Below are 21921 nucleotides of genomic sequence, written 5' to 3'. Positions count from 1 at the left end.
CGGCGCGGGCGGCCGTCCCGGACGGCGGAACCGGTGTCCGGGGGCCGGCCCGGCGGGGCGCGGAAGGTCAGCGGCAGACGGCGTGCGGGCGGCCGGACCGACAGAGCATCCCCGCGACACGCATGAGGTCCACAGGGCGGCGGCGGACGAGCTCGGGGCGCATGCCCGCATCCTGACGGCGGTGCCACCGCACCGACAACAGCGGTCCATCATGCGGACATCCGCGTTCCGTGCCGTGGAAGGCGGCGGAGGGGCGCCGAGGGCGCCGGCGTCAGGCGCCCTCGAACGGCCACGACGCGATGTCGCCGTACCGTATCGGCCCCGGGCCGCGGCCGAAGTCGCTGCCGACCAGGTGAAGGCGGGCGGCCCGCCAGGTGCCGCCGGTGAAGGCGGCGAGGCCGGCCGCCGCGTCCGGCACGGCGGCCGTGTCGGCGCGGCGCGCGCGGGCGAGCGTGAGATGGGGGCGCATCGGCCGGCCGGCGTAGGGGACGCCGCCGTCCTCCACCGCGGCGCGGACCTCGGCGGCGAGCAGCCGCAGCCCGTCGAGGTCCCCGTCGACGCCGCTCCACAGCACCCGGTCGTCGAAGTGGCCGCTGCCGCGCAGGGACAGCTCCAGCGGCGGGCGCGCCGCCGCCAGCTCCGCGAGCGGCGGGCGCAGCGACGGCACGGCGGCCGTCGGGAGCTCCCCGAGGAACGCCAGGGTGATGTGCCAGTCCTCGATGCGGTTCCAGCGCATGTTCGGGTACGCCGCACAGGCGGGGGCCAGCGCCCGCGCCAGTTCGTCCTTGGCCTCGTCGGGCGGGGCGAGGGCGATGAAGACCCGGGTCGTCGCGGCGCGCCGCTCGGTGTCCGCACCGGGGCCCGCGTACGGACCCGCCCCGTGCCCGGACGGCTCGGTCATCGTCGTTCTCCCGCTCGCACCGCGGCCGGCGGAGCGCGCCCCGCGGCGCACACCCACCGGCACTCCATGTCGCCGCACCGAGCGTACGGGGGCCCGGCGGCCGGCGGCCGCGCACCCCGCACGTCCGGGTGCGGCACGGGCGGCGCCGGACACGCCGTACGCCCGCGCCACCCCGGCGACCCGCGGCGCGGTCAGCGCCCGAAGACCCCGATCTCGCTCAGCGAGTACCGGTTCTCGGTGCCGCGTTCGAGGCAGACGATCCGTACATGGCGGGCGTCGACCGGATCGAAGGCGCGGTTCTCCACACCTCCCCGGCCCGCCGTGGTCGTGTGCACCGTCCGCCAGACCGCGTTGTCCGACGACACCTCGACGCGGTACCTCCGCGCGTACTGGTCCGACCAGCGGAGCGTCACCCGGCCCACCCGGCGGACCGCCCCGAGGTCGAGGGAGATCCACGCGGTGGCGACCGTCCTGCTCGCCCAGCGCGTGGACGGATCGCCGTCCACCGCGTTGCGCGGCGGATAGGAGACGACGACGGCGTCCTGGTGGTCGGAGGCCGTGGCCCTCGCGCCGGCGGCGAGGTCGGTGAGGTCGTCGGTGCGGCGGGCGGGGAACTCGACCACCTGCTGGTAGGTGGGGCGGTTCTGCCACGCGATGCGCGGCACGGTGATGCCGCCCATCGCCCGGTGCACGATCGAGTCGGCGCAGACCTGCTCGCCCGCGCCGCAGTGCTTGTCGGACGGGTAGACGGCGCTCGCGGGCGTCGCCGCGGCGGCGGCCAGGGTGGTGAGCAGGATCCGGCGGCACTCGGCGAGCGAGCCGCCGCCGCAGTACGTCCGGTCGAGCGGGCTGCTCACCGGCCGGCCGAGCACGGACCGGAGGTCCTTGTGGACCTGGGCCCACCAGCCGTGCTGGAACGCCGACCCCTTGTGCGCCTCGCCCGCCGCGATGCCGGAGCCGGCCGCCCCGCTGCCGTTCTGGCCGCCCGAGGGGGACTCGTTGATCGGCGCGACGGCCGTCAGGGCCCGGTAGAGGTCGTCGCCGAGCGCGGGCGTGAACGAGCCCTCGACCAGCAGCGGCCACCAGGCGTCCAGGACGCGGATCGCGTCCGCGTGGGCGTAGACCCGTGAGCCCTTCGCGGTCTCCCGGCGGACGGGCCCGTCGGACAGCCAGGCGCGCAGCTTCGCCACCGCCGCGGCCTGCGCGGGATCGGTCACCTCGGCGGTGCCGATGACGTCGAGCAGGACCGGCAGCACCGTGTCGGCGCGCAGGTCGACGGTCGCGGCCTCCTCCATGACCTTCACCAGCCCGGTGCGGGTGACGTCGCCGGCCGCCACCAGGGCGGCGACCCGGGTGTCGAGGATGTCCGCCCGGTGGACCGCCCCGTTGCCCCAGTCCGAGGCGAACCCCTTCGCCTGCTTGTTGTTCCAGCTGATGTAGTAGTCCTGGTCGACCGACTGCGGATGCGCGGCGGGCGGGGTCACGTCCGAGGTGTTGGCGGCCGGGTCCCAGTTCCGCCACTCGTGCGCGGGGCGCGCCCAGACCGGCTGGTCCGGATCCGTCCCGGCGGCCCGCACGGGGTTGGTCCCGGAGTTGTAGTACGCGGTGTGGTCGGCGTCGGCGTAGAACCAGTTGAAGGTGTAGCCGACGTTCTGAGCCGCGGCCTGGAACGACCGCGCGGACGTGATCTCGGCCGGGTCGTTGAACTGCTGGAAGCCGATCACCGAGTCCAGCTCGTGGTGGTAGGTCGAGCGCAGCGCGCTGTACGCGACCGGCCTGCCGCCCACCGTGCCCGTGTGGGTGACGAGTCCGTACGCGCCGCGCCGGGTGACGAGGTCGTACGATCCGGCCGCCGTGGAGTCGGCCGTGGTGGGCTGCCAGGAGTTGTGCCGGGTGAGCGTCTCGAAGGGGGTGCACACCCCGCGCAGCAGATAGTGGTCCGACGCGGTGGTCGGCGTCGCGCCCGACGGCTCGCACAGCTCGGTCGCGAAGGTGTCGGTGATGTCCTGGTTGGCCGAGGTGGGGCTCCAGGAGTAGTCGAGGCCGCGGCCGATCTCCACGTAGAAGCTCAGCCCGGGGAACGAGGCCCCGCGGGCGCGCAGGCCGGGGCCGTCCAGCTCCTGGAGCATCAGGAGCTGGGGGGCGTAGTACCCGGTCTGGGGCCCGTAGACGGCGACGGGGTGGCCCGAGGCGGTGTGCTCGCCCGACACCACCAGGGCGTTGGACATGCCCTTCCTGGCGGTGATCAGGTCACCGGGCAGCACGCCGTCGGCCTTTTCGGCCCTTTCGGCGGCGGTCGAGGCGGCGGTCGCGGAGCCGGTCGCGCCGGTGCCGGTCCCGTTGCGGGCATGGGCGAAGGCCCGCACCGAGCCGCGGTCCGGAAGCGCGGTACCCGAGGGGGAGGCGGGGGTGTTGGCGTACGGGAACGTCCCGCTGTGCTGGGTCGTGACCGCCTCGGTGTCGTCCTGCGCCCGCCACGCGGTGTACGCGGCGTCACCGGCGGCGGCGCCGTAGCGCTGCCGGAACTCCAGCTTCACCAGCGCGTTCTCGACCTCGCCCCCGCCGCCCCCGCCGAAGATGGCGCCGACGACCGAGGCGATGGCCACCACGTCCGTCGCGGTGAAGTCCTCGATCGCCCGTCCGTGGCCGGTCAGTTCGTACTCGCCCGGGTAGGAGCCCGCCGCGAGGGTGTCGTCGATCCACGCGTTGATGCCGGCGACGTAGTCCCCGATGTCCCGGTACGCCTGCGCGCCCTTCGGGCCCGAGGCGCGGACCCGGTCGAGCTGGGCGGTCAGATCGGCCTCGGTGTACGGGGCCACCGCCCACAGACTCTGCTCCAGCGCCCGGTTGCCCGCCGCGCCGCCCGCGAACGACGACAGCTCGCCGCGCCCCACGTGCCGCAGGACGTCCATCAGCCACAGCTTGTCCTGGCCGGCGGCGTATCCGGCGCCGAACTCGGTCCCCGCGCGGGTGGTGCCCTTGACGTGCGGGGTGCCGGTGGCCTTGTCGCGGGTGATGGTGACGTCCGCGCGCGGGGACACGGTGCTCTCCGCCTGCCCGGCGGGCACGCCCAGGGAGGCGTCGTTGAAGTAGTCGGCGAGCTGATCGGGCGTCAGCCCGGAGTAGTCGTGCAGCAGGTTGTCGTACGGCTCGATCTGGTCGGCCGAGTGCTTGGGGCGGGTGCCGACCGTCTGGTGCAGCAGGATGCCGGCGAGCGTGGCGTGGCCGTTCTGGCCCGCCGGGAGGATGTCCTGGCACTGGCCGAGGCAGGGGTCGCCCGCCGCCGGCACGGGATCGGTGCCCGCGGCGGCGTGCGCGGGGGCCGCGACGCCCGCCGGGGCCAGCAGGGCGGACGCCGCGAGCACGCTCACCAGCGCCGAGCGGAGCCTCGCCCGGCGGCGGCGTGGCGGGGGTGGTACGGGGGGAGGGGTCACCGTGGCCTCTTCGACGAAGGGATACCGGAACGGACCGTGGGGGGCGCGGGAAGAGTAGTGGCCCGCGGGCCCGGCGAGGAGCCCTCGCGCGGGGTTCGCCGTACGACTGCAACACCCCCGACATCAGGGCGCGTCGAGGTCCCCGATGTCCGGGCGGCCGTGCGGAGGCGAGGTGGTGGCGCGCGAGCGCGTGCGGGCGTGCGCGGGTGCGGCGCCGGGTGTGGGGCGTCGGGGTGCGGGTGCGGGTGCGGCAGGCCGGCCCGGCCTGCCGCACCCGCGCGGACCTGCCGCACCCGCGCGGACCTGCCGCACCCGCGCGGACCTGCCGCACCCGCGCGGACCTGCCGCACCCGCGCGGACCGGCCTCAGATGCGGAAGACCGAGCCGATGAACTCCGTCAGCAGCCGCTCCTTCAGCGCCCGGGGCAGGGCGTCGAGCAGCGCCAGCACGGGGGCCGTACGGGCCGGCAGGCCGCCGTCGCCGCCGAGTCCGGCGAAGGCCAGCACGGCGGCGACCTCGTCCGGGCCGAGGGTGTCCGGGTCGAGTCCGGCGGCGAGTTCGGCCAGGCCCGGATCGACGGACACCGGCGGCAGCGCGCGGGCCGAGCCGAGCGCCGCCCGGAGGTCCGCCAGCAGGTCGTCCACCCGGTCCGCGGTGGCCGGGGTGAGCGTCAGATGGAGATTGGGCGGCAGGCCGTCGAAGGAGAGCTGGGGCTGGAGGTACCAGCCGCGTTCGCGCATCTCGTCCGCGAGGTGCAGCAGCAGGCTCAGATCCGGCTCGCCGCCCCCGTCCGCCCCCGTCCCGCCTACGGCGGTGACGGCGACCAGCCCGGGGACCGGGTCGCCCAGCACCCGCAGGCCGCCGATCGTCCCCAGCCCGGCCAGCAGCCGGTCCGAGGCCTCGGCGACCCGGGCGGCCAGCGCCGCGTAGCCGTCGTCGCCGACGTACCGGAGCACGGCCCACGCCTGCGCCAGCAGCCCGCCCGGCTTGGTGCCCTGGACGGTGGGGTTGACCACCGGGTACCCGGGCCAGCCCGCGTGCGCGAAGTACTGGTGGCGCCGCAGCCCGGCGTCCCGGTACAGCACCACGGACGCGCCCTTGTCGGCGTACCCGTACTTGTGGAGGTCGACGGAGACCGAGGTGACGCCGGGCACCGACAGACCGAAGGGCTCGATCGCGCGTCCGGCCCGCCGCAGATGGGGGAGGAGCCAGCCGCCGATGCACGCGTCGACATGGCAGAGCACCCCGCGGGCGGCGGCGGCCGCGGCGATCGCCGCCACCGGGTCGATCACCCCGTGCGCGTAGGAGGGGGCCGAGGCGACCACGAGCGCGGTGTCGTCGGTGATCGCGGCGGCCATCGCCGCCGCGTCGGCGCGGAAGGTGAGCGGGTCGACGGGGACCACGACCGTCTCCAGGCCCAGGTAGTGGGCGGCCTTGTGGAACGCCGCGTGCGCGGTCGACGGCAGGACCAGCTCCGGTGCCCGCACGCCGCGTTCGGCCCGGGCGTGGTCACGGGCGGTCTTGACGGCCAGCAGGATGCTCTCCGTGCCGCCGCTGGTGAACGTGCCCTGCGCGCCGGGCGCGCCGAGCAGCGCGGCGACGGCGCCCACCACGTCGTTCTCCAGCCTGGCCACGCTCGGGAAGACGGTCGGGTCCAGGCCGTTGACCGTGGCGAACGCCGTGTAGGCGGCGGCGGCCAGCTCGTCGAGCCCGTCCAGTCCGGCGTCGTAGACGTAGGCGAAGGTCCGCCCGCCCCGGGTGGGGGCGTCGGCCTCCCGCAGTCCGCGCAGCTCGGCGAGGATCGCGTCGGCGCTCTGCCCGGCGCCCGGGGCGCGGGTGGGTTCAGTCGGCATGGTCGCCCTTCGGTTCCTGCCGCCGTGCCGCCTGGTGCGGCACGGCCGGTACGGATGAGCCGCCGGCTCCCGGCCCGCCGCCGTCCTCGCGGTAACGGTGCAGCAGCCACAGGCTCGCCGCGGCCAGCGCGGCCGGCAGCAGGCTCATGCCCGCCGCGATGCCGTCCAGGGCCGCCGCGGGCTGCGCCACCCGGTGCTCCGCGTCCGACGAGCGGAACCCGGTCGCGGCCAGCACCGCCGCGAACACCCCCGCCCCCAGGGCGAACGCCAGTGTCTCGGCGGCGGTCCACAGCCCGGTGAAGGTGGCGGCCCGCCGCCGCCCGGTGCGGACCACGTCGGCGGCGAGGGTGTCCGCGAGCATGGTCAGCGGCAGGAGCTGGAGCCCCGCGTAGGCGACGCCGATCAGCACGACGGCGGCGTAGCCCACGACGGGACCGGCGGTCCGGGTGAGCGCGAGGAGCAGCGCACCGGCGAGGAAGAGCAGCGAGGCGCACCACTGGGCCCCCTTCACCCCGAGCCGGTCCGCGAGCCGGTGCCACAGCGGCATCACCAGGACGAGCGGGCCGATCAGACAGGCGAACAGCGGGGTGACCGCGGCGGGCGAGCCCAGAGTGTACGTGGCGAAGTACTGGACCCCGGCGAGCATCACGCCCACGGCGAGCGCCTGGAGGGTCCACATGCCGGCGAGGAAGAGGAAGGGCCGGTTCGAGCGGGCCGCGGCGAGCTGCGCGCGGAGCGAGGGCTCGGCCTCGCTGCGGGCGACCGCCGGGGCCCACCGGGTGGTGAACCAGGCGCCGAACATGCCCACGGCCAGCAGCACGGCGACGGCGGCCCCCATCAGCCGGTAGCCGCCGGGCCCGCCGCCGTCGGCGTGGGCGATCGCCGGCGCGAGCGCGCCGGAGAGCAGGATCGCGACCCCGAGGAAGCCGACCCGCCAGCCGAGCACCCGGCCCCGTTCGGCCGGGTCCTCGGTCATCTCCGCGGGCATCGTCACGTACGGCACCTGGAAGACGGCGTACGCGGTGGCCGCGAGCAGGAACAGCACCGCCACGTACCCGGCCGCGGCCGCTCCGCGCAGCGGGGGCGCGGCGAAGATCAGCGCGAACAGCGGCGGCAGGGTGCAGGCCCCGGCGAGCAGGAACGGCCGGCGCGGCCCGCCGCGCAGCCTGCTGCGGTCGGAGAGCGCCCCCACGAGCGGGTTGACCAGCACGTCCCACGCCTTGGGCAGGAAGACGGCGAAGCCGGCGACGGCCGCGGGGACGGCCAGCACATCGGTCAGGTAGTAGAGCAGGATGAGCCCGGGCACGGTGGCGAACGTGCCGGTGCACAGGGATCCCAGGCCGTACCCGATCCGCACCCGGCGCGGCAGGGGCACGGGCACGGGCCGGGGGGAAGCGGCCGGGGCGTCTGCTGACATGGCGCAGATCATGAACGACCGCCCGAGCGGGCGGCAAGAGGCGGGTGTGACGGGGCCGTGAACTCCCGTGGCGGCGGGCCGCCGTGGAAGGACGGAGGCCGGCCGCCGCCCGTGTGCGGACGGCGGCCGGCCGGGTGCGCCACGGGCCTACGGCGCGTCCACCAGCAGGCGTCCGTCGGCCGGTGTCCGTGCGAGGCTCTGGGCGTAGAACGCCGCCACGCGGGCCCGTTCGGTCGCGTTCGGCACCGCGTTGCGGCAGGAAGTGCCCGCGCTGGAGCCCGACATGAGCTGGGAGCACGGCCCCGGCTTGGTGTCCGGCAGCCCCAGGTTGTGGCCGATCTCGTGGGCGGCGATCCGGGTCTTGTCGTGCCCGTCGGTGACGGCCTGGCTGCCGAGCTCCACCCGGGCCCGCCCGCCGGGGCGGACCGGGCCGAGGGTGGCCTGCGGCCAGCCGGTGGTGGCCACGATCTGTATCTCGGCCGTGGTGCCGGGCGCGGCCTCGACCAGGCGGACGGTGCTGACGGAGGCGTTCCAGTTGGCGACTCCGGCGGCTATCGCCGCCTCCCAGCCCGCCGCGCGGCTGTCGTCGTAGCGCAAGGTCACGACGGCCGCGGCGTTCTGCTCCTGCTGTGGCGCGGCCGCGACGTCCGCGGCCGGTGCCACGGCGAGCACGATCGCCGCCGCGGCGCCGGTCCACGTCGTCCATGTGCGGTTCGGCATTGCTGTCCCTTCGCTGGTGGGGGGACCCGGGTCCGATGCGGATCCGGGCGCGTGGGAGGGAGCATGTCGGTGAACTCATGCTGCCCGGTGGGCAGTTGAGGTTTTCCCGCGCCACGGCGGGCTACGCCTGTCGGCGCGATCCGGCTCCGCGGCGACCGGATCCGCCGGTCGGCGGAACGGCCGTCGGCGACGCGGACGCCCGGTCCGCGGGCCGGGCGCGCGCCGACCCGGATGCCGCAGTCTGCGGACCGGTGTCCGGGGGAACAGAAGCAGGCATGACATCCGACCCGCAGCCGCCCGACGAGGCACACCGGCGTCCGGAGGGCGTGTCCGACGCAACGGTCCGCGCCCTGGGGGCGCTCTCCGAGGCCCTGGAGACGGTCGAGCGGGCCCGCGGCGCGCTCTACACCTTCCACCAGCTCACCGGCGGCGCCGACCTCACCCTGGACGACGCCGTCCGCCTGCTCCGCGAAGCCGGCCACCACGAACAGGCGGAGCGCGTCGAACGGGAGATCCTCGGTCGCAACGTCATCCCCGGCCACTGGACCTTCCAGATCGTCGAGGCGTACAACGCGACCTACTACCGGCCCTTCCAGGAGCTGGAGGCGGACATCCGCGGGGAACTGGCCGACGGCCGCGACCATCTGTACGAGGCCGGGATGAAGGAGGCCCGCCGCACCAGGAACCACCCCGACCACACGGCCCTGCCCCCGGACGACCACCCCGGATGAGCCCCCGGGACACCCGCGCACGTGAACCGGCCGGGCACCCCCCTTACGCGAGCCCTCGGGACACCCCCGCGCGCGAACCCGCCGGGGATCCTGCACGCAGTCCCGCCGGACACCCGCGCAGGACACCGGACCGCGCCCGGGGCGCGGGGCGGGTGTGCGCCGGGTGCCGACGGACACCCGCGCTCGTAGGCTGGCTGTGCCCGGCGATCACGGTGGAGGTGTGCGCATGCCCCGTCCGTTCCGGCCCGTCAGCCCCGTGGCGGCTCCCGGCGGCACCGTCGCCCCCGGACGCCTCCGGGTCCCCGTGGGGGAGTGGCCGTGGACGAGATGAGCACCGCCGGGCAGCAGGCGCTGGAGGAGATCCTCCGCCGGGCCGAGACGGTGGACCCGGCCCGCCTCCCGGAACTGGTCAACGAGGTGACCCTGTCCCTCGGCCTGCGCAGCGTGACGCTGTACCTCGCCGACGTCCAGCAGGAGGTCCTGGTACCGCTGCCGGACACGAGCACCCCCGAGCAGCCGGTGTGGCCGATCGACCACAGCCTGCCGGGGTGGGCGTACCGCACCAGCTCCCTGCGGGTCGCGGAGGCGGACGACGGCGGGATGGCGGTGTGGCTGCCGCTCCAGGACGGCATCGAGCGCGTCGGCGTCCTCGGCCTCTCCTGCGACCGGCTCGACGCCGCGCTGCTCCGGTTCTGCCGCTCCCTGGCCGCGCTGCTCACACTGATCGTGCTGACCAAGGGCGCCCACAGCGACAGCTACACCCGTGTCCAGCGCGCCCGGCCGATGGACCTCCCCGCCGAGCTGGTGTGGGCGTTCCTCCCGCCGCGCACCCTGCGGGCGCCGGAGGTGACCTCGTCGGCCGTGCTGGAGCCGGCGTACCAGGTCGGCGGCGACGCCTTCGACCACACCCTGTTCGACCGCACGCTGCACGCGGCCGTCCTCGACGCCATGGGCCACGACCTGCCCGCAGGGCTCACCTCGTCGGTGGCGCTCGCCGGGTGCCGCAACGCCCGGCGCACCGGTGCCGGGCTCAGCCATCTGACCACGCTGGTCGACCACGCCATCGCCGACGCGTTCCCGGACCGGTACTGCACCGGTGTCTTCCTGCACCTCGACCTGGAGAGCGGGGAGCTGACCTGGACGAACTGCGGACATCCGCCCCCGCTGCTCATCCGGGGCCACCGCATCCTGCCCGACGCCCTGGAGCGTCCGGTGCAGCTCCCGCTCGGGCTGGCCCGGCTGTCCGGCCAGGTGCCCACCGTCCACCACGAGCAGCTCAGGCCCGGCGACCGGGTCCTGCTCTACACCGACGGCGTCACCGACGCGCGCACCCGGGCCGGGACCCGGTTCGGCCTGGAGACCTTCACCGAGTTCCTGATCCGCGCGACCGCCGCGGGCGAGCCCGCCTACGAGGCCCTGCGCCGGCTGATGCACGCGATCCTGGAGCACCACGACCACCAGCTCACCGACGACGCGACGATCCTGCTGGTGGAGTGGCGTCCCCCGCACGACCCGGAGCCGACCGTCCCCGGTCTGCTCTGACGTCCCCGCTCCGCCGCGGGCGGCGCGCGGCCGGCCGCCGTCAGTCCCCGCCGCTCCCGTCCGCCTCGCGCGCGGCCCGCTGCACGTCCCGTTCCAGCTCCACGGGGTCCAGGTTCCCGGCCGCCGCGTGCTCCGCCACGGCGTTCTTCACCACCGCCGTCGCCTCCTGCCACACCCGCCGGGCCTCCGGGGCGTGGCCCTGCCGTTCCGCCTCGTGCCGGGCGGCGTCCGCGTCGCGCTGGAGCCGCACCAGGTCGTCGGGGGGAGGGGAAGATCGCTCAGCCATGGCCGGATCATACGGAGGGCCGCCGCCGCGGTGTCCGAGGCCGCCGTGACGCGCTGCCGCGGCGCACGATCAGAGCAGCCCCCCGCCTGCCCCCGCCTGCCTCCGGCTGCCTCCCGGACCGCCGTGAGGGGCGGCCGGGGCGGCCGGGGCGGCCCGGAGAGCCCCGGCGCGCGGTCACGCGACGCATGTCACGGGCGACCTCGGGTACTCGCGCCCCAACAGGCCACGACGCCACGAAGGCCGGAAAGGGAGCGGAGCGATGGACTCATCCCACCCCAGGACGTCCGAACACCAGGAGCCGGTGGGCGAGCTGGTGAAGCAGGCGTCCGAGCAGATATCGAGACTGCTGCGCGAGGAGCTGGCGCTGGCACAGGCCGAGATGAAGCAGAAGGGCAAGCGGTTCGGCAGGGGTGGCGGGCTCTTCGGCGGCGCGGGCCTGATCGGGATCATCGCGCTCCAGGCGCTGGTCGCCACCGCGGTGATCGCCCTCGCCCTGGTGTGGCCGCTGTGGCTGTCCGCCCTGGTGGTCACCGCCGTCCTGTTCGTCGTCGCGGGCGTCCTCGCGGCGCTGGGCAGGAAGGAGGTCGGCGCGGCCACGCCCATGGCTCCCCAGCAGGCCGTCCGTGGTGTCCAGGCGGACATCGCACAGATCAAGGAGAGTGCGCACCGATGACAGGGCAGACGGGACAGCCGCCGCAGACTCCGGGGGACGACGGGCACGACGCCACCCCCGAGGAGCTGCGGCAGCGGATCGAGGGGACGCGCGAGGAGCTCGGGCGCACGGTCGAGGCGCTGGCGGCGAAGGCCGACGTGAAGGCCCAGGCCCAGGAGAAGGCGGCCGCGGCCAAGGAGAAGGCGGCCGACGCCGCCCACCGCGCGCAGGACAAGGCGGCCGTCCTGCTGCGCTCCGCCAGGGACGGCACGCCCGAGCCCGTGCGCGAGACGGCGTCCCACGCGGTGTCCGCGGCGAACCGCAACCGGAAGCCGGTGGTCGTCGGCGCGGGCGTCGCCGTGCTCGCGCTGGCCCTGCTGCTGGGTCGCAGGTCACGCGCCTCCCGCAGGTCACGGGGCCGGTTCTGCTGACACCCGTGCCCGCTTCCCGGCGGGAACCGCGCCACACGGCCGCCCGCCCCTCGACCGAGGGGCGGGCGGCCGTGTGTCACCTACGGGTCCGGGCTCACTCCGCCGGGGTGGCCGTGTGCCGCGTACGGGTCCCGGTTCACCCCGCCGGGTCCCGGGTCAGGGAGGCGAGCAGGTGCGCGGGGTCGTCGAAGACGGAGTCCGCGCCCGCGTCCTCCAGGTCGGCCCGGGGGATGCCCCCGCAGAGCAGGCCCACGCACCGCACCCCGGCGTTGCGGCCCGCCCGCATGTCCCACACCGTGTCCCCCACGAACACGGCGTGTTCCGCGGCGACGCCCACGAGCTCCAGCGCCCGCTCGACCGGTTCGGCCGCGGGCTTCCCCTCGGAGACGTCGTCGGCGCTCGCCGTCCCGGCGATGGCGTCGTCCGCGTCGATGGCCCGGCGCAGCGCCGACAGCTCGTGGCCGCCCGCCGAGGTGGCGAGGACGACCTTCCAGCCGTCGCCGGCCAGCCGCCGCAGCAGCCGCCCGGCGTGCGGCATCGGGGCCAGGCGCTCCAGGTACTGGCCGTAGAGGGCCTTGTGGGCCGCGGAGACGGCGTCCGCCTCCTCGCGCGCCCGTTCCCCGCCGAGCAGATGCGCGACGAGATCGCCCGAGGCGAGTCCGATCGCGCGGTGGATCGCGTGGGTGGACACCCGGTGGCCGGCCTGCCGGAACGCCTCCCACCAGGTGACCACGTGCAGATGATTGGTGTCGACGAGGCTTCCGTCCACGTCGAACACCGCGGCCCGCCCGTGCGGGCCCCCGGCCGCCGGTGTGTCCATCACGCTGCCCTGTTCCATGTGCCCGTCACCTCCGGTCCGATGGCGGCGCCCCGAAGAGCGGGCGCCGCGTGCCGGGTACCCGGCACGGGCCGGACCACACGGGCACGGGCAGCCGGTCAGGCGGTGTTGTTCGCCAGCGCCAGCAGACGGCTCATCGAGCCGTTGAACTTGTTGCGGTCGACGTCCCCGGAGACACCGGCGACGCGGCCGGTGGCCGTGTACTGCCAGATGGTCCACGTGGGGAACCCGGCGGGGATGCTGGGGCTGCTGACACCCCAGTGGGCGATCCACAGCGGCGCCTTGGCGGCCATGCCCGTCCAGCTCCCGGTGCAGGAGTTCCACCAGCTCGCGGTCGTGTAGATGACGACGTCACGGCCGGTGCGCGCCTTGTAGGTGGCGTGGAAGTCGTTGATCCAGGTGCGCATCTGGGCCGACGACAGTCCGTAGCACATCGCCCCCGAGGGGTTGTGCTCGATGTCGAGGACGCCGGGCAGCGTCTGGTTGTCCCGGGACCAGGCCCCGCCGTTGGAGGCGAACCAGTTGGCCTGGGTGGCGCCGTTGGAGGCGTTCGGCCGGGCGAAGTGGTAGGCGCCGCGGACCAGCCCGGCGTTGTAGGAACCGAGGTAGTTCGCGCTGAAGCGGGAGTCCTTGAAGGTGGTGCCCTCGGTCGCCTTGATGTAGGCGAAGTCGATGCCGGCGCCCTTGACCGAGTTCCAGTTGATGGCGCCCTGCCAGTGCGAGACGTCGATGCCCTGGACGCCGCTGGTGTCGAGGGGGGTCACGGCCGCGCGGCCCGCGGCGGGCTGTTCGATGCGGGTGCCCGCGCCCATCCAGGCCTGGCCCGGTCTGACGGTCTCGCCGGCGGGCGGCGGGGCGGCCGCGGCCGTGCCCGCGCCCGTCAGGAGGAGTGCGGTGGTCGCGGACAGGGCGCCCAGGAGCGTGAGCGCCCTCGTCCCTGCACGGCGGACGGATGCGCGGCGGGGTAAGGACATGGCTGCCTCCGGCTGGGGGTGGGGGGACGTGAGGGGGTGCCCGGCCGACCGCGTCGGGTCATGGACACGTCACGAGTAACGCATGGGCCGTGCGAGGCGTAAAGGGCTTCCAGGAACTCCCGCCGGTACAGACCTCTGGCGTCTCCCCGGAGCTGCGAAGACGGCCGGACGCGCCGGTAACTTTCACGCCCGGCACGCCGGACGCCACCGCCGGAGGGGCCGTGGGGGCGGGCGCCGGAGACCGCCGCGCCCCGGGACCGGTGTCAGCGGGGCTGGTGGAGGCCACCCGTCGTCATCAGGGCGCAGCGGGTCACCACCCGGCCGAGGCTCCCCTCCTCCGCCAGCAGGCGGCGCTGGACGCGGGCGCCGTTGCCGGTCTCCAGGAGGCGTGCCACGCCCTCCCGGACGAGCTCGTCGTCGCCGTGGTCGGCCACCGCGTCGCCGACGTGCCGGCACAGCGCCCGGACGGCGTCGGCGGCGGAGGTCTCGCGCATGGTCTCCGGGTGCAGCAGGGGGCCGTCGAGTCCCGAGCGGCCGGCCCGCCAGGAGGCGAGGCGCAGCAGCCCGGTGCCGACCCTGGCCGGCGGCACCCCCTCCTGCCAGGCGCGGGACGACGTCTCGACCAGGCCGCGGACGAGCGCGGCCAGCAGGACCGGGGTCGAGGCGTCCAGGCACACGTCCGCGACCCGGACCTCCACGGTGGGGTAGGCGGCGGAGAGCCGGGCGTCGAAGTAGATCATCCCCTCGTCGCGCAGGACGCCGGTCGCCACCATCGCGTCCACCTGCTCGTGGTACCGGTCGGCGGAGCCGAAGACGTCGACCGGCCCGGCCGACGGCCACCGGTTCCACACCCGGCTGCGGTAACTCGCGTACTCGCTGTCCTGGCCCTGCCAGAAGGGGGAGTTGGCGCTCATCGCCGTCAGCACGGACAGCCAGGGCCGCATCCGGTCGAGGACGGCCACCCCCTCCTCGTCCGAGTCCACCGACACGTGCACATGGCAGCCGCAGGTGAGCTGCTCCTGTGTGGTCAAGCCGAACTGCTCGCCCAGCCAGCGGTAGCGCGTACCGGTGTTCAGCGACGGCTGCACGGGCAGCGGGGAGGTGGCCAGCGCGGCCACCCGGGCGCCGACGGTGTCCGCGTGCCGGGCCGCCTCCCGGCGGCTGCGGCTGATCTCCTCCTGGAGCCGGCCCATCTCCGTCACCGGTCGGGTCGCGAACTCCAGCTGCTCCTTGTGGAGTTCGGACTCGAACCGGTGATCCTGCACACCCGGCCCGCCGGGCTGCCAGGACTTCCGGTCGGCCGCGGCCAGCACGGCTCCCGAGACCGCCAGAGGCGCGCCGCTGTCCGCGTCCACCAGCAGCAGCTCCTCTTCCACACCCACGCTTCGCATACCGCCTGCTTCCGGCCGTCCGGTCTCTTCTTCCTACCGCCTACCCGCCACCGCCCGATCCAGCGCCGCCGGCCGGCGGCGGCAAGCCGGCGGGAGGCCGAGGGGAACGCGTCGGAACCCGGCGCGGATCGGGGGTGTGAGCCGCGACGGCCGGGGCAGACGGATGGCAGGGCTCCTGCCGTGTCTCCCCCGTCGCGGCAGGAGCCCACGTGCGTGCCCCGCGTGCGGATCCCGCCCTGCCGGCGGCGCCGCGACGGGATCCGCCCGGTGTCGCGGCGCTCAAGAGCCGGTGGCGCGGCGCTCAAGAAAGGCCGATCACAACGCCCTTGCCGGATTACGGCGTCCATGCATACGTCCCGGCCCCTCGGGCAGGCGAAGCGCAGCCGTCGATGACGGACGAAGAAATTTTCTCAGGGAATTCCGGCGTGACGGGCGGAGATCATGAGCACAAGCGATGACAGCAGAGAAAGCAACGGCCGGGAAGGCTCCGGAAAACGCCTGAGTCTTCCGGCCGTGATGCGGCAGGCAAGTGAACAACTCGCCGATCTGGTGCAATGCGAAGTGGGTGCGGTTTCCGCCATCAAAGCCAACGAGAACGGGTGGTCCGCCGACGTGGAAGTGCTCGAACTCGAAAGGGTTCCGGACACCATGAGCGTCATGGCCTCCTACCACGTGGAACTGGACTCGGAAGGCTCACTCGTCGCCTATGAACGCGTGCGCCGATACGCCAGGGGCCAGATAGACCGCCGCTGAATCAGGCGGGCGCCCGAGGCCCCCACGGGACCGGGCGCCCGGAACGGATCAACGGAAAGAGCTCATCATGACCATCGTCCAGCAGAGCAGCGCCGCCCCCTCCCGCACGGGTGGTGGCGGTGGCGGAAACCTCTACGACGTCCTCGAACTCATCCTCGACCGCGGACTCGTCATCGACGCCTTCGTCCGCGTCTCCCTGGTGGGCATCGAGATACTCAAGATCGACATCCGGGTCGTCGTCGCCAGCGTGGACACCTACCTGCGCTTCGCCGAGGCGTGCAACCGCCTCGACCTGGAGGCTGGGCGCAAGGCGCCCAGCCAGCTCACCGACCTCGTCGGCGACATGACCGAGAGCGGTGCCAAAGGGAAGTCGAAAGGAGCGCTGACCGGCGCCGTCGAGGCGTTCACCGACTCCCTCCAGGGCAAGCGCGAGGAGCCCGAGGAGGAGCAGCCGCGCAAGCGCACGGCCCGCAAGTCGACCTCCAGCCGTCAGTCCGCCCAGCGTCGCGAGGAGTAGCCCGTGTCCACCTACGTCTACGGCATCACCGCCGCCGACCACCCCCTGCGCCTCGACGGCGTCCACGGGGTCGGCGAGCCCGCCGCACCGCTGCGCGCGGTCCGCACCGGCTCCCTGACCGCCGTCGTCAGCGACGCGCCCGAGGGCCTGCGGGCCAAGCGCCGCGACGTCCGGGCCCACCAGGGCGTGCTGGAGGCCCTGATGGCCGACGGCGCCACCCTTCCCATGCGGTTCGGGCTCCTCGCCCCCGACGACGACCAGGTCGCCACCGCCCTGGACGCGGGGGACGACACCTACCGCGCCCGCCTGGCGGACCTCGACGGCCACGTCGAGTACAACGTCAAGGTCGCCCGCGACGAGGACGACCTGCTGCGCGAGATCGTGACCGAGTCCCAGCAGGTGCGCGAACTCCGCGAGCGGACGATCGCGGACCCGGGCGCCCACGACGAGCGCGTGGCGCTCGGCGAGGTCATCTCGCACGAGGTGTCCGCGCGCCGCAGCGCCGAGGCCGAGCTGCTGACCGCGGCCCTGGCGCCGTCGGCGAAGCGGGTGTCGGTCGGCGAGGCCGCGGCGAACCACATCGCCAGCCTGTCGTTCCTCGTCCCCGAGAAGGACGCGCAGGCCTTCGCCCGCGCCGTCCAGCGCGAGGCCGACCTGCGCGGGGACGCCTACACGTTCACCCTCACCGGACCGCTGCCGCCGTACAGCTTCGTCTGACGCGCGGCCTCCGGGAGTCCACACGCCCGCGAGCACCGGCGGCACGCCGGCACGCTCCCGGCGGAAGGGAGAGCCATGGGCCTCATCACCAGCATCGTGACCTTCCCGCTGGCCCCCGTCCGAGGGACCGCCTGGGTCGTCGACCAGGTGCTGACGGCGGCGGAGCAGGAGTACTACGACCCGGAGCCCGTGATGCGGGAACTGGCCGCACTCGAACGCGAGCTGACGAGCGGCCGGATCTCGGAGGAGGAGTACGACCGCCGGGAGGACGAGCTGCTCGACCGGCTGGAGGAGATCGAGAACCACCGGCAGGGGAGCGGCGGCACCACATGACCGAGCACAGCGACCGACGGCGGGGAGAGACCGAGGTGCACACAGCATGACGAAGAACGCGAAGATAGCCGTGGCTCTGGTGGGCGGATACCTGCTGGGGCGTACGAAGAAGGCCAAGATGGCCATCGGGCTGGGCATGTTCCTGGCCGGCAAGAAGCTCGACCTCGATCCCCGGCGGATCGGCAAGCTGATCGCCGAGACGCCCGCCCTGGGCGGCCTGAGCGACCAGGTCCGCAAGGAGCTGGTGGAGGCGACCAAGTCGGCGGCCACGCAGGCGCTCACCCAGCGCGCCACCGGCCTGGCGGACTCCCTGGCGCAGCGCACCAAGGCGCTCGACGCGCCGGACGACCGCCGCGACGAGGCCGAGGAGCCCGAGGAGGCGGACCGGGCCGAAGACGTCAGGGACGCCGAGGACGCCGAGGACCGCGGGGACGACGCGGGCGACGGCGGCGGCCGGACACCGGCACGGGCGAGCGCCGCCAAGAAGCGCGCCGCGTCCTCCGGGGCCCGGCGCGCCCCCGCCAAGCAGGCCCGCTCCGGCTCGGACGGCGCCCGCAAGGCCTCCGCCCCCGCCCGCAAGCGGACGGGCTCCGCCGCGTCGGGCGCCGCCAAGTCGGCCTCCTCGCGCGCCGGCACCGCGAAGAAGCGGACGGCGCCGGCCCGGAAGAAGAGCGGTGACGGCAATGCCTGATTCCGCACTGGGCAAGGTCAGGAACGACGTGCTGGGCAGCCCGGCCGCCGACCGCCTGAAGGACGAGCTCCAGAACTACCTCCGGGCCCGCGCCGAACACACGGTCACCCGGCTGGGGCACCGCCTGGGAGAGGGCGTCAGCAAGCTCGCCCAGCCCGGCGACGGCGCCGGCGGCGCCCTCAAGAGCCTCACCAAGGGCGGCCAGGCGCTCTCGGAGGGGAAGTCCCCCGCCCAGGCCGCCATGAGCGCGGCGGCCTCCCACGTCAAGGACACCATGAAGGACAAGGTCAAGGGCCTGTTCGGCAAGGGCCGGAAGTCGGGCGGCGGCAAGTCCAAGAGCGTCACCATCGTCGAGGACATCGACGTCGGCGTGCCGGTGCGCGAGGCGTACGACCAGTGGACGCAGTTCCAGGAGTTCTCCACGTTCGCCAAGGGCGTGGTGAGCGTCGAGAAGGCGGACGACACCACCAGCAACTGGAAGGTGAAGGTCGCCAAGTCCACCCGGAGCTGGAAGGCGAACGTCACCGAGCAGGTCCCCGACGAGCGCATCACCTGGACGACCGAGGGCGCCAAGGGGACGGTCAAGGGCGTCGTGACCTTCCACGCCGTCACGGACGACCTCACCCGGGTCCTGCTGGTGCTGGAGTACTTCCCGAAGGGGCTCTTCGAGAAGACCGGCAACATCTGGCGCGCCCAGGGCCGCCGGGCCCGGCTGGACCTCAAGCTCTACCGCAAGTTCATCATGATGCGCGGTGAGGCCACCGACGGCTGGCGCGGCGAGATCCGCGACGGAGAGGTGGTCGTCGAGCACGACGAGGCCGTCGAGCGGGAGCAGGCGGAGGCCGAGGGCGAGGAGGAGTACGGACCGGAGGACGAAGCCGGCGAGTACACCGACGAGCACGACGAGCACGACGAGCAGGACGAGACCGAGGCGCAGGACGACGAGTCCGGGGAGCCCGGCGAGCCCGAGGACGAAGAGGCCGTCGAGGACGTCGAGGACGAGTACGAGGAGCCCTCCGACGAGGCCGAGGAGGCCGACGAGGCGGACGAGTCCTATGAGGACGAGTACGCCGACGAGCCCTACGAGGACGAGGACGAGGACGCCGAGGCGGCCGACGACGACCGCGCTCCCGAGGAGGAGGCCGACGAGGTCCCGGAGGAGGACGCTCCCGAGGACGAGGCCGACGAGGCCCCGGAGGAGGACGCCCCCGAGGACGAGGCCGACGAGGAGCCGGCTCCCCGCTCCTCCCGCCGCCGGCGCACCGCCCGCGCCCGGGCGTGAGCCGGGAGCAGGCCGGAAGACCCGGAAGACCCGGAAGACCCGGAAGACAGGGATGACAACGTGTCCGATTCACTCGCCGGTCGTATGCCGGCCCCTCCGCGCACCGCGCCGTCCTACGGCGGCCAGGGATCCACGGCGAACCTGGCCGACATCCTGGAGCGGGTCCTCGACAAGGGCATCGTGATCGCGGGCGACATCCAGATCAACCTGCTCGACATCGAGTTGCTGACCATCAAGCTCCGCCTCCTGGTGGCCTCCGTCGACAAGGCGAAGGAGATGGGCATCGACTGGTGGGAGCACGATCCCTCCCTGTCGTCGCGCGCCGTTCCGCCGGGGCGCGCCCCCGCCGCCGACAGCTCGCTCGGCGAGGAGAACGAGCGGCTGCGGGCCGAGATAGCCCGGCTGCGGGAGACGGCCGGGCTGCCGCCGGCGGACGCCGACGCGGGCGCCCCGCGGGAGGCCGCGCCGGCGGAGTCCGCCCCGGGCACGGCGTCCCGCGGGTCGCGGGAGAGGAGCGGCGATGAGTGAGGAGCCGCTCCTGTACGTCTACGTGGTCGGCTTCGACGGGAACGCCCTGGACCGGGTGACGTCGCTGACGGCCGGCGTCGACGGCGGTGCCCTGCGGCCGGTCAGCAGCCACCGCGGGCTGACCGCGCTGGTCTCCGCCGTCCCGCGGGAGCGGTTCGGCGAGGAGGGCCTCGCGGCGCAGCTGGAGGACCTGGGCAGGCTGGAGGCCGTCGCCCGGGCCCACCACACGGTGGTGGACACCGCCTTCGCCGAGACCACCGTGCTGCCGATGCGGCTGGCCACGGTGTACCGGGACGAGGCACGCGTCGCCGCCGTGCTGGAGGAACGCCACGCCGCCTTCGACGCGTTGCTGCGCATGCTCGACGGACACGTCGAACTGGGCGTCAAGGTGTACGCGGTGCCGCAGGCGGCACCGGCGCCGGCGGAGCCCCCGGAGGGGGAGGCCGGCAGCCCCGGCCGCGCCTATCTGCAACGGCGCCGGGCCGCGCGGCGCTCCACCCAGGACAGCTACCGCGCCGCGGCCGCCACGGCGGAGGCCGCGGCGCGGCTGGCGAGCGCGATCGCGTCGGCCCGCAGCGTCCACCGGCCCCAGCAGGGCGAGTGGTCCGGCGGCCGGGGCGAGAACGTGGCCAACGAGGCCTATCTGGTGCCGCGTTCCGAGGCGGAGCGGTTCCGCGCGGAGGTGGGCGCCCTCGCGGGGGACACACCCGGTGTCGCCCTGGAGGTGACGGGGCCGTGGGCCCCGTACTCCTTCGCGACCGAGGCGGCCACGGGCGGGGCGGCGGTATGACCGTGTACGGCGGAGACGGGACGGAGCCCGTGCCTGGGCCGCAGATCGCGCTGATCGACCTGCTGGACCGGCTGCTGAACGGCGGGGCGGTGCTCACCGGCGACCTCGTCCTCAGCATCGCCGACGTCGACCTGGTGCACATCAATCTCCGGGCCGTCATCCGCTCCATCACGTCCGACGAGCCCGCACCCCTCTGCGCGCCCGTGCGGTCGCATCCCGAGGAGCTCTGAACCATGCCGGAAGAAACCACCGCCGGCGATCTCGCCGCCCATGTCCGCGATGCCGTGACCATGGCCGCCGGACCCGCGAGCGGGAAGGCGAACGGGAACGCGAATCTGCACCAGCGGCTGGCGACGGACCCCGACACCGTGGAACGGGATCTCATCAAACTGGTCCTCACCATCGTCGAATTGCTGCGCCAGCTCATGGAACGCACCGCGATACACCGGGTGGACCAGGGCGACCTCAGCGAGGACCAGGAGGAACGCATCGGTATGACGCTGATGATTCTCCAGGACCGCATGGAAGAACTGTGCGACCGGTACGGCCTGACGATGGACGACCTGAATCTGGATCTCGGCCCGCTGGGGTCATTGCTGCCGCGCGACAACTGAGAACGCGTCAATTTCGTTTCATCGCAGAGCGACAGGACAGAAGGAGCATCATGAGTACCGAGAGCAAGAACACCAGGAATTCGTCCGCCACGACCGCCAAGAAGGCGGCGGCGTCCACCGCGTCGGCGGCCCGTACGACGGCCGGGGACGCCAAGAGCACGGCGAAGGAGGCGAAGAAGACCACCGCCGCCACCGCGCAGTCGGCGGGCGACGCCACGCAGCGCGTCTCCCGTATGGCGGCCGCCGGGATACAGAGCGGGCAGCAGGCGGTGACCGCCAACGCGGCCAAGGTCGCCGCGGTCGCGGGCACCGCGTGGACGGTCATCAAGAACCGCAAGGCCATCGCCGCGGGTGCGGCGGCGGGTGTCGCGGGTGTGGCCGGTGCGGCGTTCGCCGTGGGCCGCTCGACGGCCAAGCCGCAGATGGGCCCGATCACCCGGCTCTCGCGGGGCCGGATCTGACGACGCGGTGCCTTGTGCCGGCAGCCGGGCGGGGACGTCCGAGGGGTGGACCCTCGGCCCCGCCC

Annotated in this window: 24 protein-coding genes; 15 read left to right on the top strand and 9 right to left on the bottom strand. The window is 74.4% G+C overall.

The genetic code is table 11. The annotated features are described in order from the left end of the window. Positions 1–271: 271 nt before the first annotated feature. From thpR to JE024_RS02975, 5 genes are all read right to left on the bottom strand, one after another. On the bottom strand, positions 272–901 hold the full coding sequence (gene thpR, locus JE024_RS02995; protein WP_205372065.1) for an RNA 2',3'-cyclic phosphodiesterase: 630 nt from the start codon (positions 899–901) through the stop codon (positions 272–274). Between the two features lie 191 nt (positions 902–1092). After that, positions 1093–4272, bottom strand: a complete 3180-nt coding sequence (locus tag JE024_RS02990) for a penicillin acylase family protein (protein ID WP_244882562.1) — start codon at positions 4270–4272, stop codon at positions 1093–1095. Positions 4273–4700: 428 nt separating this feature from the next. After that, positions 4701–6188, bottom strand: coding sequence for a pyridoxal phosphate-dependent decarboxylase family protein (locus JE024_RS02985; RefSeq protein WP_205372063.1), 1488 nt, complete (start codon positions 6186–6188; stop codon positions 4701–4703). Continuing rightward, positions 6178–7605, bottom strand: coding sequence for an MFS transporter (locus JE024_RS02980; RefSeq protein WP_244882561.1), 1428 nt, complete (start codon positions 7603–7605; stop codon positions 6178–6180). Before JE024_RS02980 ends, JE024_RS02985 begins: the two co-directional genes overlap by 11 nt. A gap of 147 nt (positions 7606–7752) precedes the next feature. After that, complete coding sequence (locus JE024_RS02975; RefSeq protein WP_205372061.1) at positions 7753–8325, bottom strand: snapalysin family zinc-dependent metalloprotease; 573 nt, start codon at positions 8323–8325, stop codon at positions 7753–7755. A gap of 275 nt (positions 8326–8600) precedes the next feature. Between JE024_RS02975 and JE024_RS02970 the strand changes: the two genes are divergently transcribed. Both JE024_RS02970 and JE024_RS02965 read left to right on the top strand, forming a co-directional pair. Next, a complete protein-coding gene (locus tag JE024_RS02970; RefSeq protein WP_205372060.1) occupies positions 8601–9056 on the top strand; it encodes a hypothetical protein in 456 nt (151 codons plus the stop codon). Between the two features lie 327 nt (positions 9057–9383). Further along, positions 9384–10598 (top strand): PP2C family protein-serine/threonine phosphatase, encoded by a 1215-nt coding sequence (locus JE024_RS02965; protein ID WP_205376345.1) that lies wholly within the window; start codon positions 9384–9386, stop codon positions 10596–10598. A 40-nt stretch (positions 10599–10638) separates the two neighbouring features. Here the strand turns inward: JE024_RS02965 and JE024_RS02960 are convergent, their stop codons facing one another. Next, a complete protein-coding gene (locus tag JE024_RS02960) occupies positions 10639–10884 on the bottom strand; it encodes a hypothetical protein (protein ID WP_205372059.1) in 246 nt (81 codons plus the stop codon). Between the two features lie 259 nt (positions 10885–11143). Between JE024_RS02960 and JE024_RS02955 the strand changes: the two genes are divergently transcribed. Continuing rightward, complete coding sequence (locus tag JE024_RS02955) at positions 11144–11557, top strand: phage holin family protein (RefSeq protein ID WP_205372058.1); 414 nt, start codon at positions 11144–11146, stop codon at positions 11555–11557. Further along, the gene (locus tag JE024_RS02950; protein ID WP_205372057.1) at positions 11554–11967 is read left to right on the top strand and encodes a DUF3618 domain-containing protein; all 414 of its coding nucleotides are present in this window, start codon (positions 11554–11556) and stop codon (positions 11965–11967) included. The genes JE024_RS02955 and JE024_RS02950 overlap by 4 nt, the downstream gene beginning before the upstream one ends. A gap of 136 nt (positions 11968–12103) precedes the next feature. On the opposite strand, the gene JE024_RS02945 is transcribed toward JE024_RS02950, so the two are convergent. The 3 genes from JE024_RS02945 to JE024_RS02935 all read right to left on the bottom strand — a co-directional run bounded on the left by JE024_RS02945 (position 12104) and on the right by JE024_RS02935 (position 15170). Then, entirely contained in the window at positions 12104–12805 is a 702-nt protein-coding gene (locus tag JE024_RS02945; protein WP_244882559.1) for an HAD family hydrolase, read from the bottom strand. A gap of 98 nt (positions 12806–12903) precedes the next feature. Then, on the bottom strand, positions 12904–13779 hold the full coding sequence (locus JE024_RS02940) for a lysozyme (RefSeq protein WP_205372056.1): 876 nt from the start codon (positions 13777–13779) through the stop codon (positions 12904–12906). Between the two features lie 263 nt (positions 13780–14042). Further along, entirely contained in the window at positions 14043–15170 is a 1128-nt protein-coding gene (locus JE024_RS02935; protein WP_205372055.1) for a glutamate--cysteine ligase 2, read from the bottom strand. 441 nt (positions 15171–15611) lie between these two features. Between JE024_RS02935 and JE024_RS02930 the strand changes: the two genes are divergently transcribed. From JE024_RS02930 to JE024_RS02880, 11 genes are all read left to right on the top strand, one after another. Continuing rightward, positions 15612–15923 (top strand): gas vesicle protein GvpO, encoded by a 312-nt coding sequence (locus JE024_RS02930; RefSeq protein WP_205372054.1) that lies wholly within the window; start codon positions 15612–15614, stop codon positions 15921–15923. 67 nt (positions 15924–15990) lie between these two features. Next, complete coding sequence (locus JE024_RS02925) at positions 15991–16440, top strand: gas vesicle structural protein GvpA (RefSeq protein WP_205372053.1); 450 nt, start codon at positions 15991–15993, stop codon at positions 16438–16440. 3 nt (positions 16441–16443) lie between these two features. Beyond that, complete coding sequence (locus JE024_RS02920) at positions 16444–17157, top strand: GvpL/GvpF family gas vesicle protein (protein ID WP_205372052.1); 714 nt, start codon at positions 16444–16446, stop codon at positions 17155–17157. A gap of 75 nt (positions 17158–17232) precedes the next feature. Beyond that, complete coding sequence (locus JE024_RS02915; RefSeq protein ID WP_205372051.1) at positions 17233–17490, top strand: gas vesicle protein GvpG; 258 nt, start codon at positions 17233–17235, stop codon at positions 17488–17490. 46 nt (positions 17491–17536) lie between these two features. Beyond that, positions 17537–18181 carry a hypothetical protein gene (locus tag JE024_RS02910; RefSeq protein ID WP_205372050.1) on the top strand — a complete coding sequence of 215 codons (645 nt, stop codon included), beginning with the start codon at positions 17537–17539 and terminating at the stop codon, positions 18179–18181. After that, on the top strand, positions 18174–19463 hold the full coding sequence (locus JE024_RS02905; protein WP_205372049.1) for an SRPBCC family protein: 1290 nt from the start codon (positions 18174–18176) through the stop codon (positions 19461–19463). The genes JE024_RS02910 and JE024_RS02905 overlap by 8 nt, the downstream gene beginning before the upstream one ends. A gap of 60 nt (positions 19464–19523) precedes the next feature. Further along, entirely contained in the window at positions 19524–19991 is a 468-nt protein-coding gene (locus tag JE024_RS02900) for a gas vesicle protein (protein WP_244882557.1), read from the top strand. Continuing rightward, positions 19984–20781: a GvpL/GvpF family gas vesicle protein gene (locus JE024_RS02895; protein WP_205372048.1), complete on the top strand. Its 798-nt coding sequence runs from the start codon at positions 19984–19986 to the stop codon at positions 20779–20781. Before JE024_RS02900 ends, JE024_RS02895 begins: the two co-directional genes overlap by 8 nt. Before the next feature lie 29 nt (positions 20782–20810). Then, a complete protein-coding gene (locus JE024_RS02890) occupies positions 20811–21011 on the top strand; it encodes a gas vesicle protein (protein WP_372449758.1) in 201 nt (66 codons plus the stop codon). A gap of 60 nt (positions 21012–21071) precedes the next feature. Next, the gene (locus tag JE024_RS02885; RefSeq protein WP_205376342.1) at positions 21072–21395 is read left to right on the top strand and encodes a gas vesicle protein K; all 324 of its coding nucleotides are present in this window, start codon (positions 21072–21074) and stop codon (positions 21393–21395) included. 50 nt (positions 21396–21445) lie between these two features. After that, the gene (locus JE024_RS02880) at positions 21446–21856 is read left to right on the top strand and encodes a hypothetical protein (RefSeq protein ID WP_205372046.1); all 411 of its coding nucleotides are present in this window, start codon (positions 21446–21448) and stop codon (positions 21854–21856) included. Positions 21857–21921 lie beyond the last annotated feature (65 nt).

The organism is Streptomyces zhihengii (genome assembly GCF_016919245.1).
GTDB lineage: Bacteria > Actinomycetota > Actinomycetes > Streptomycetales > Streptomycetaceae > Streptomyces > Streptomyces zhihengii.
This window is presented reverse-complemented; position numbering and strand designations above follow the sequence as displayed.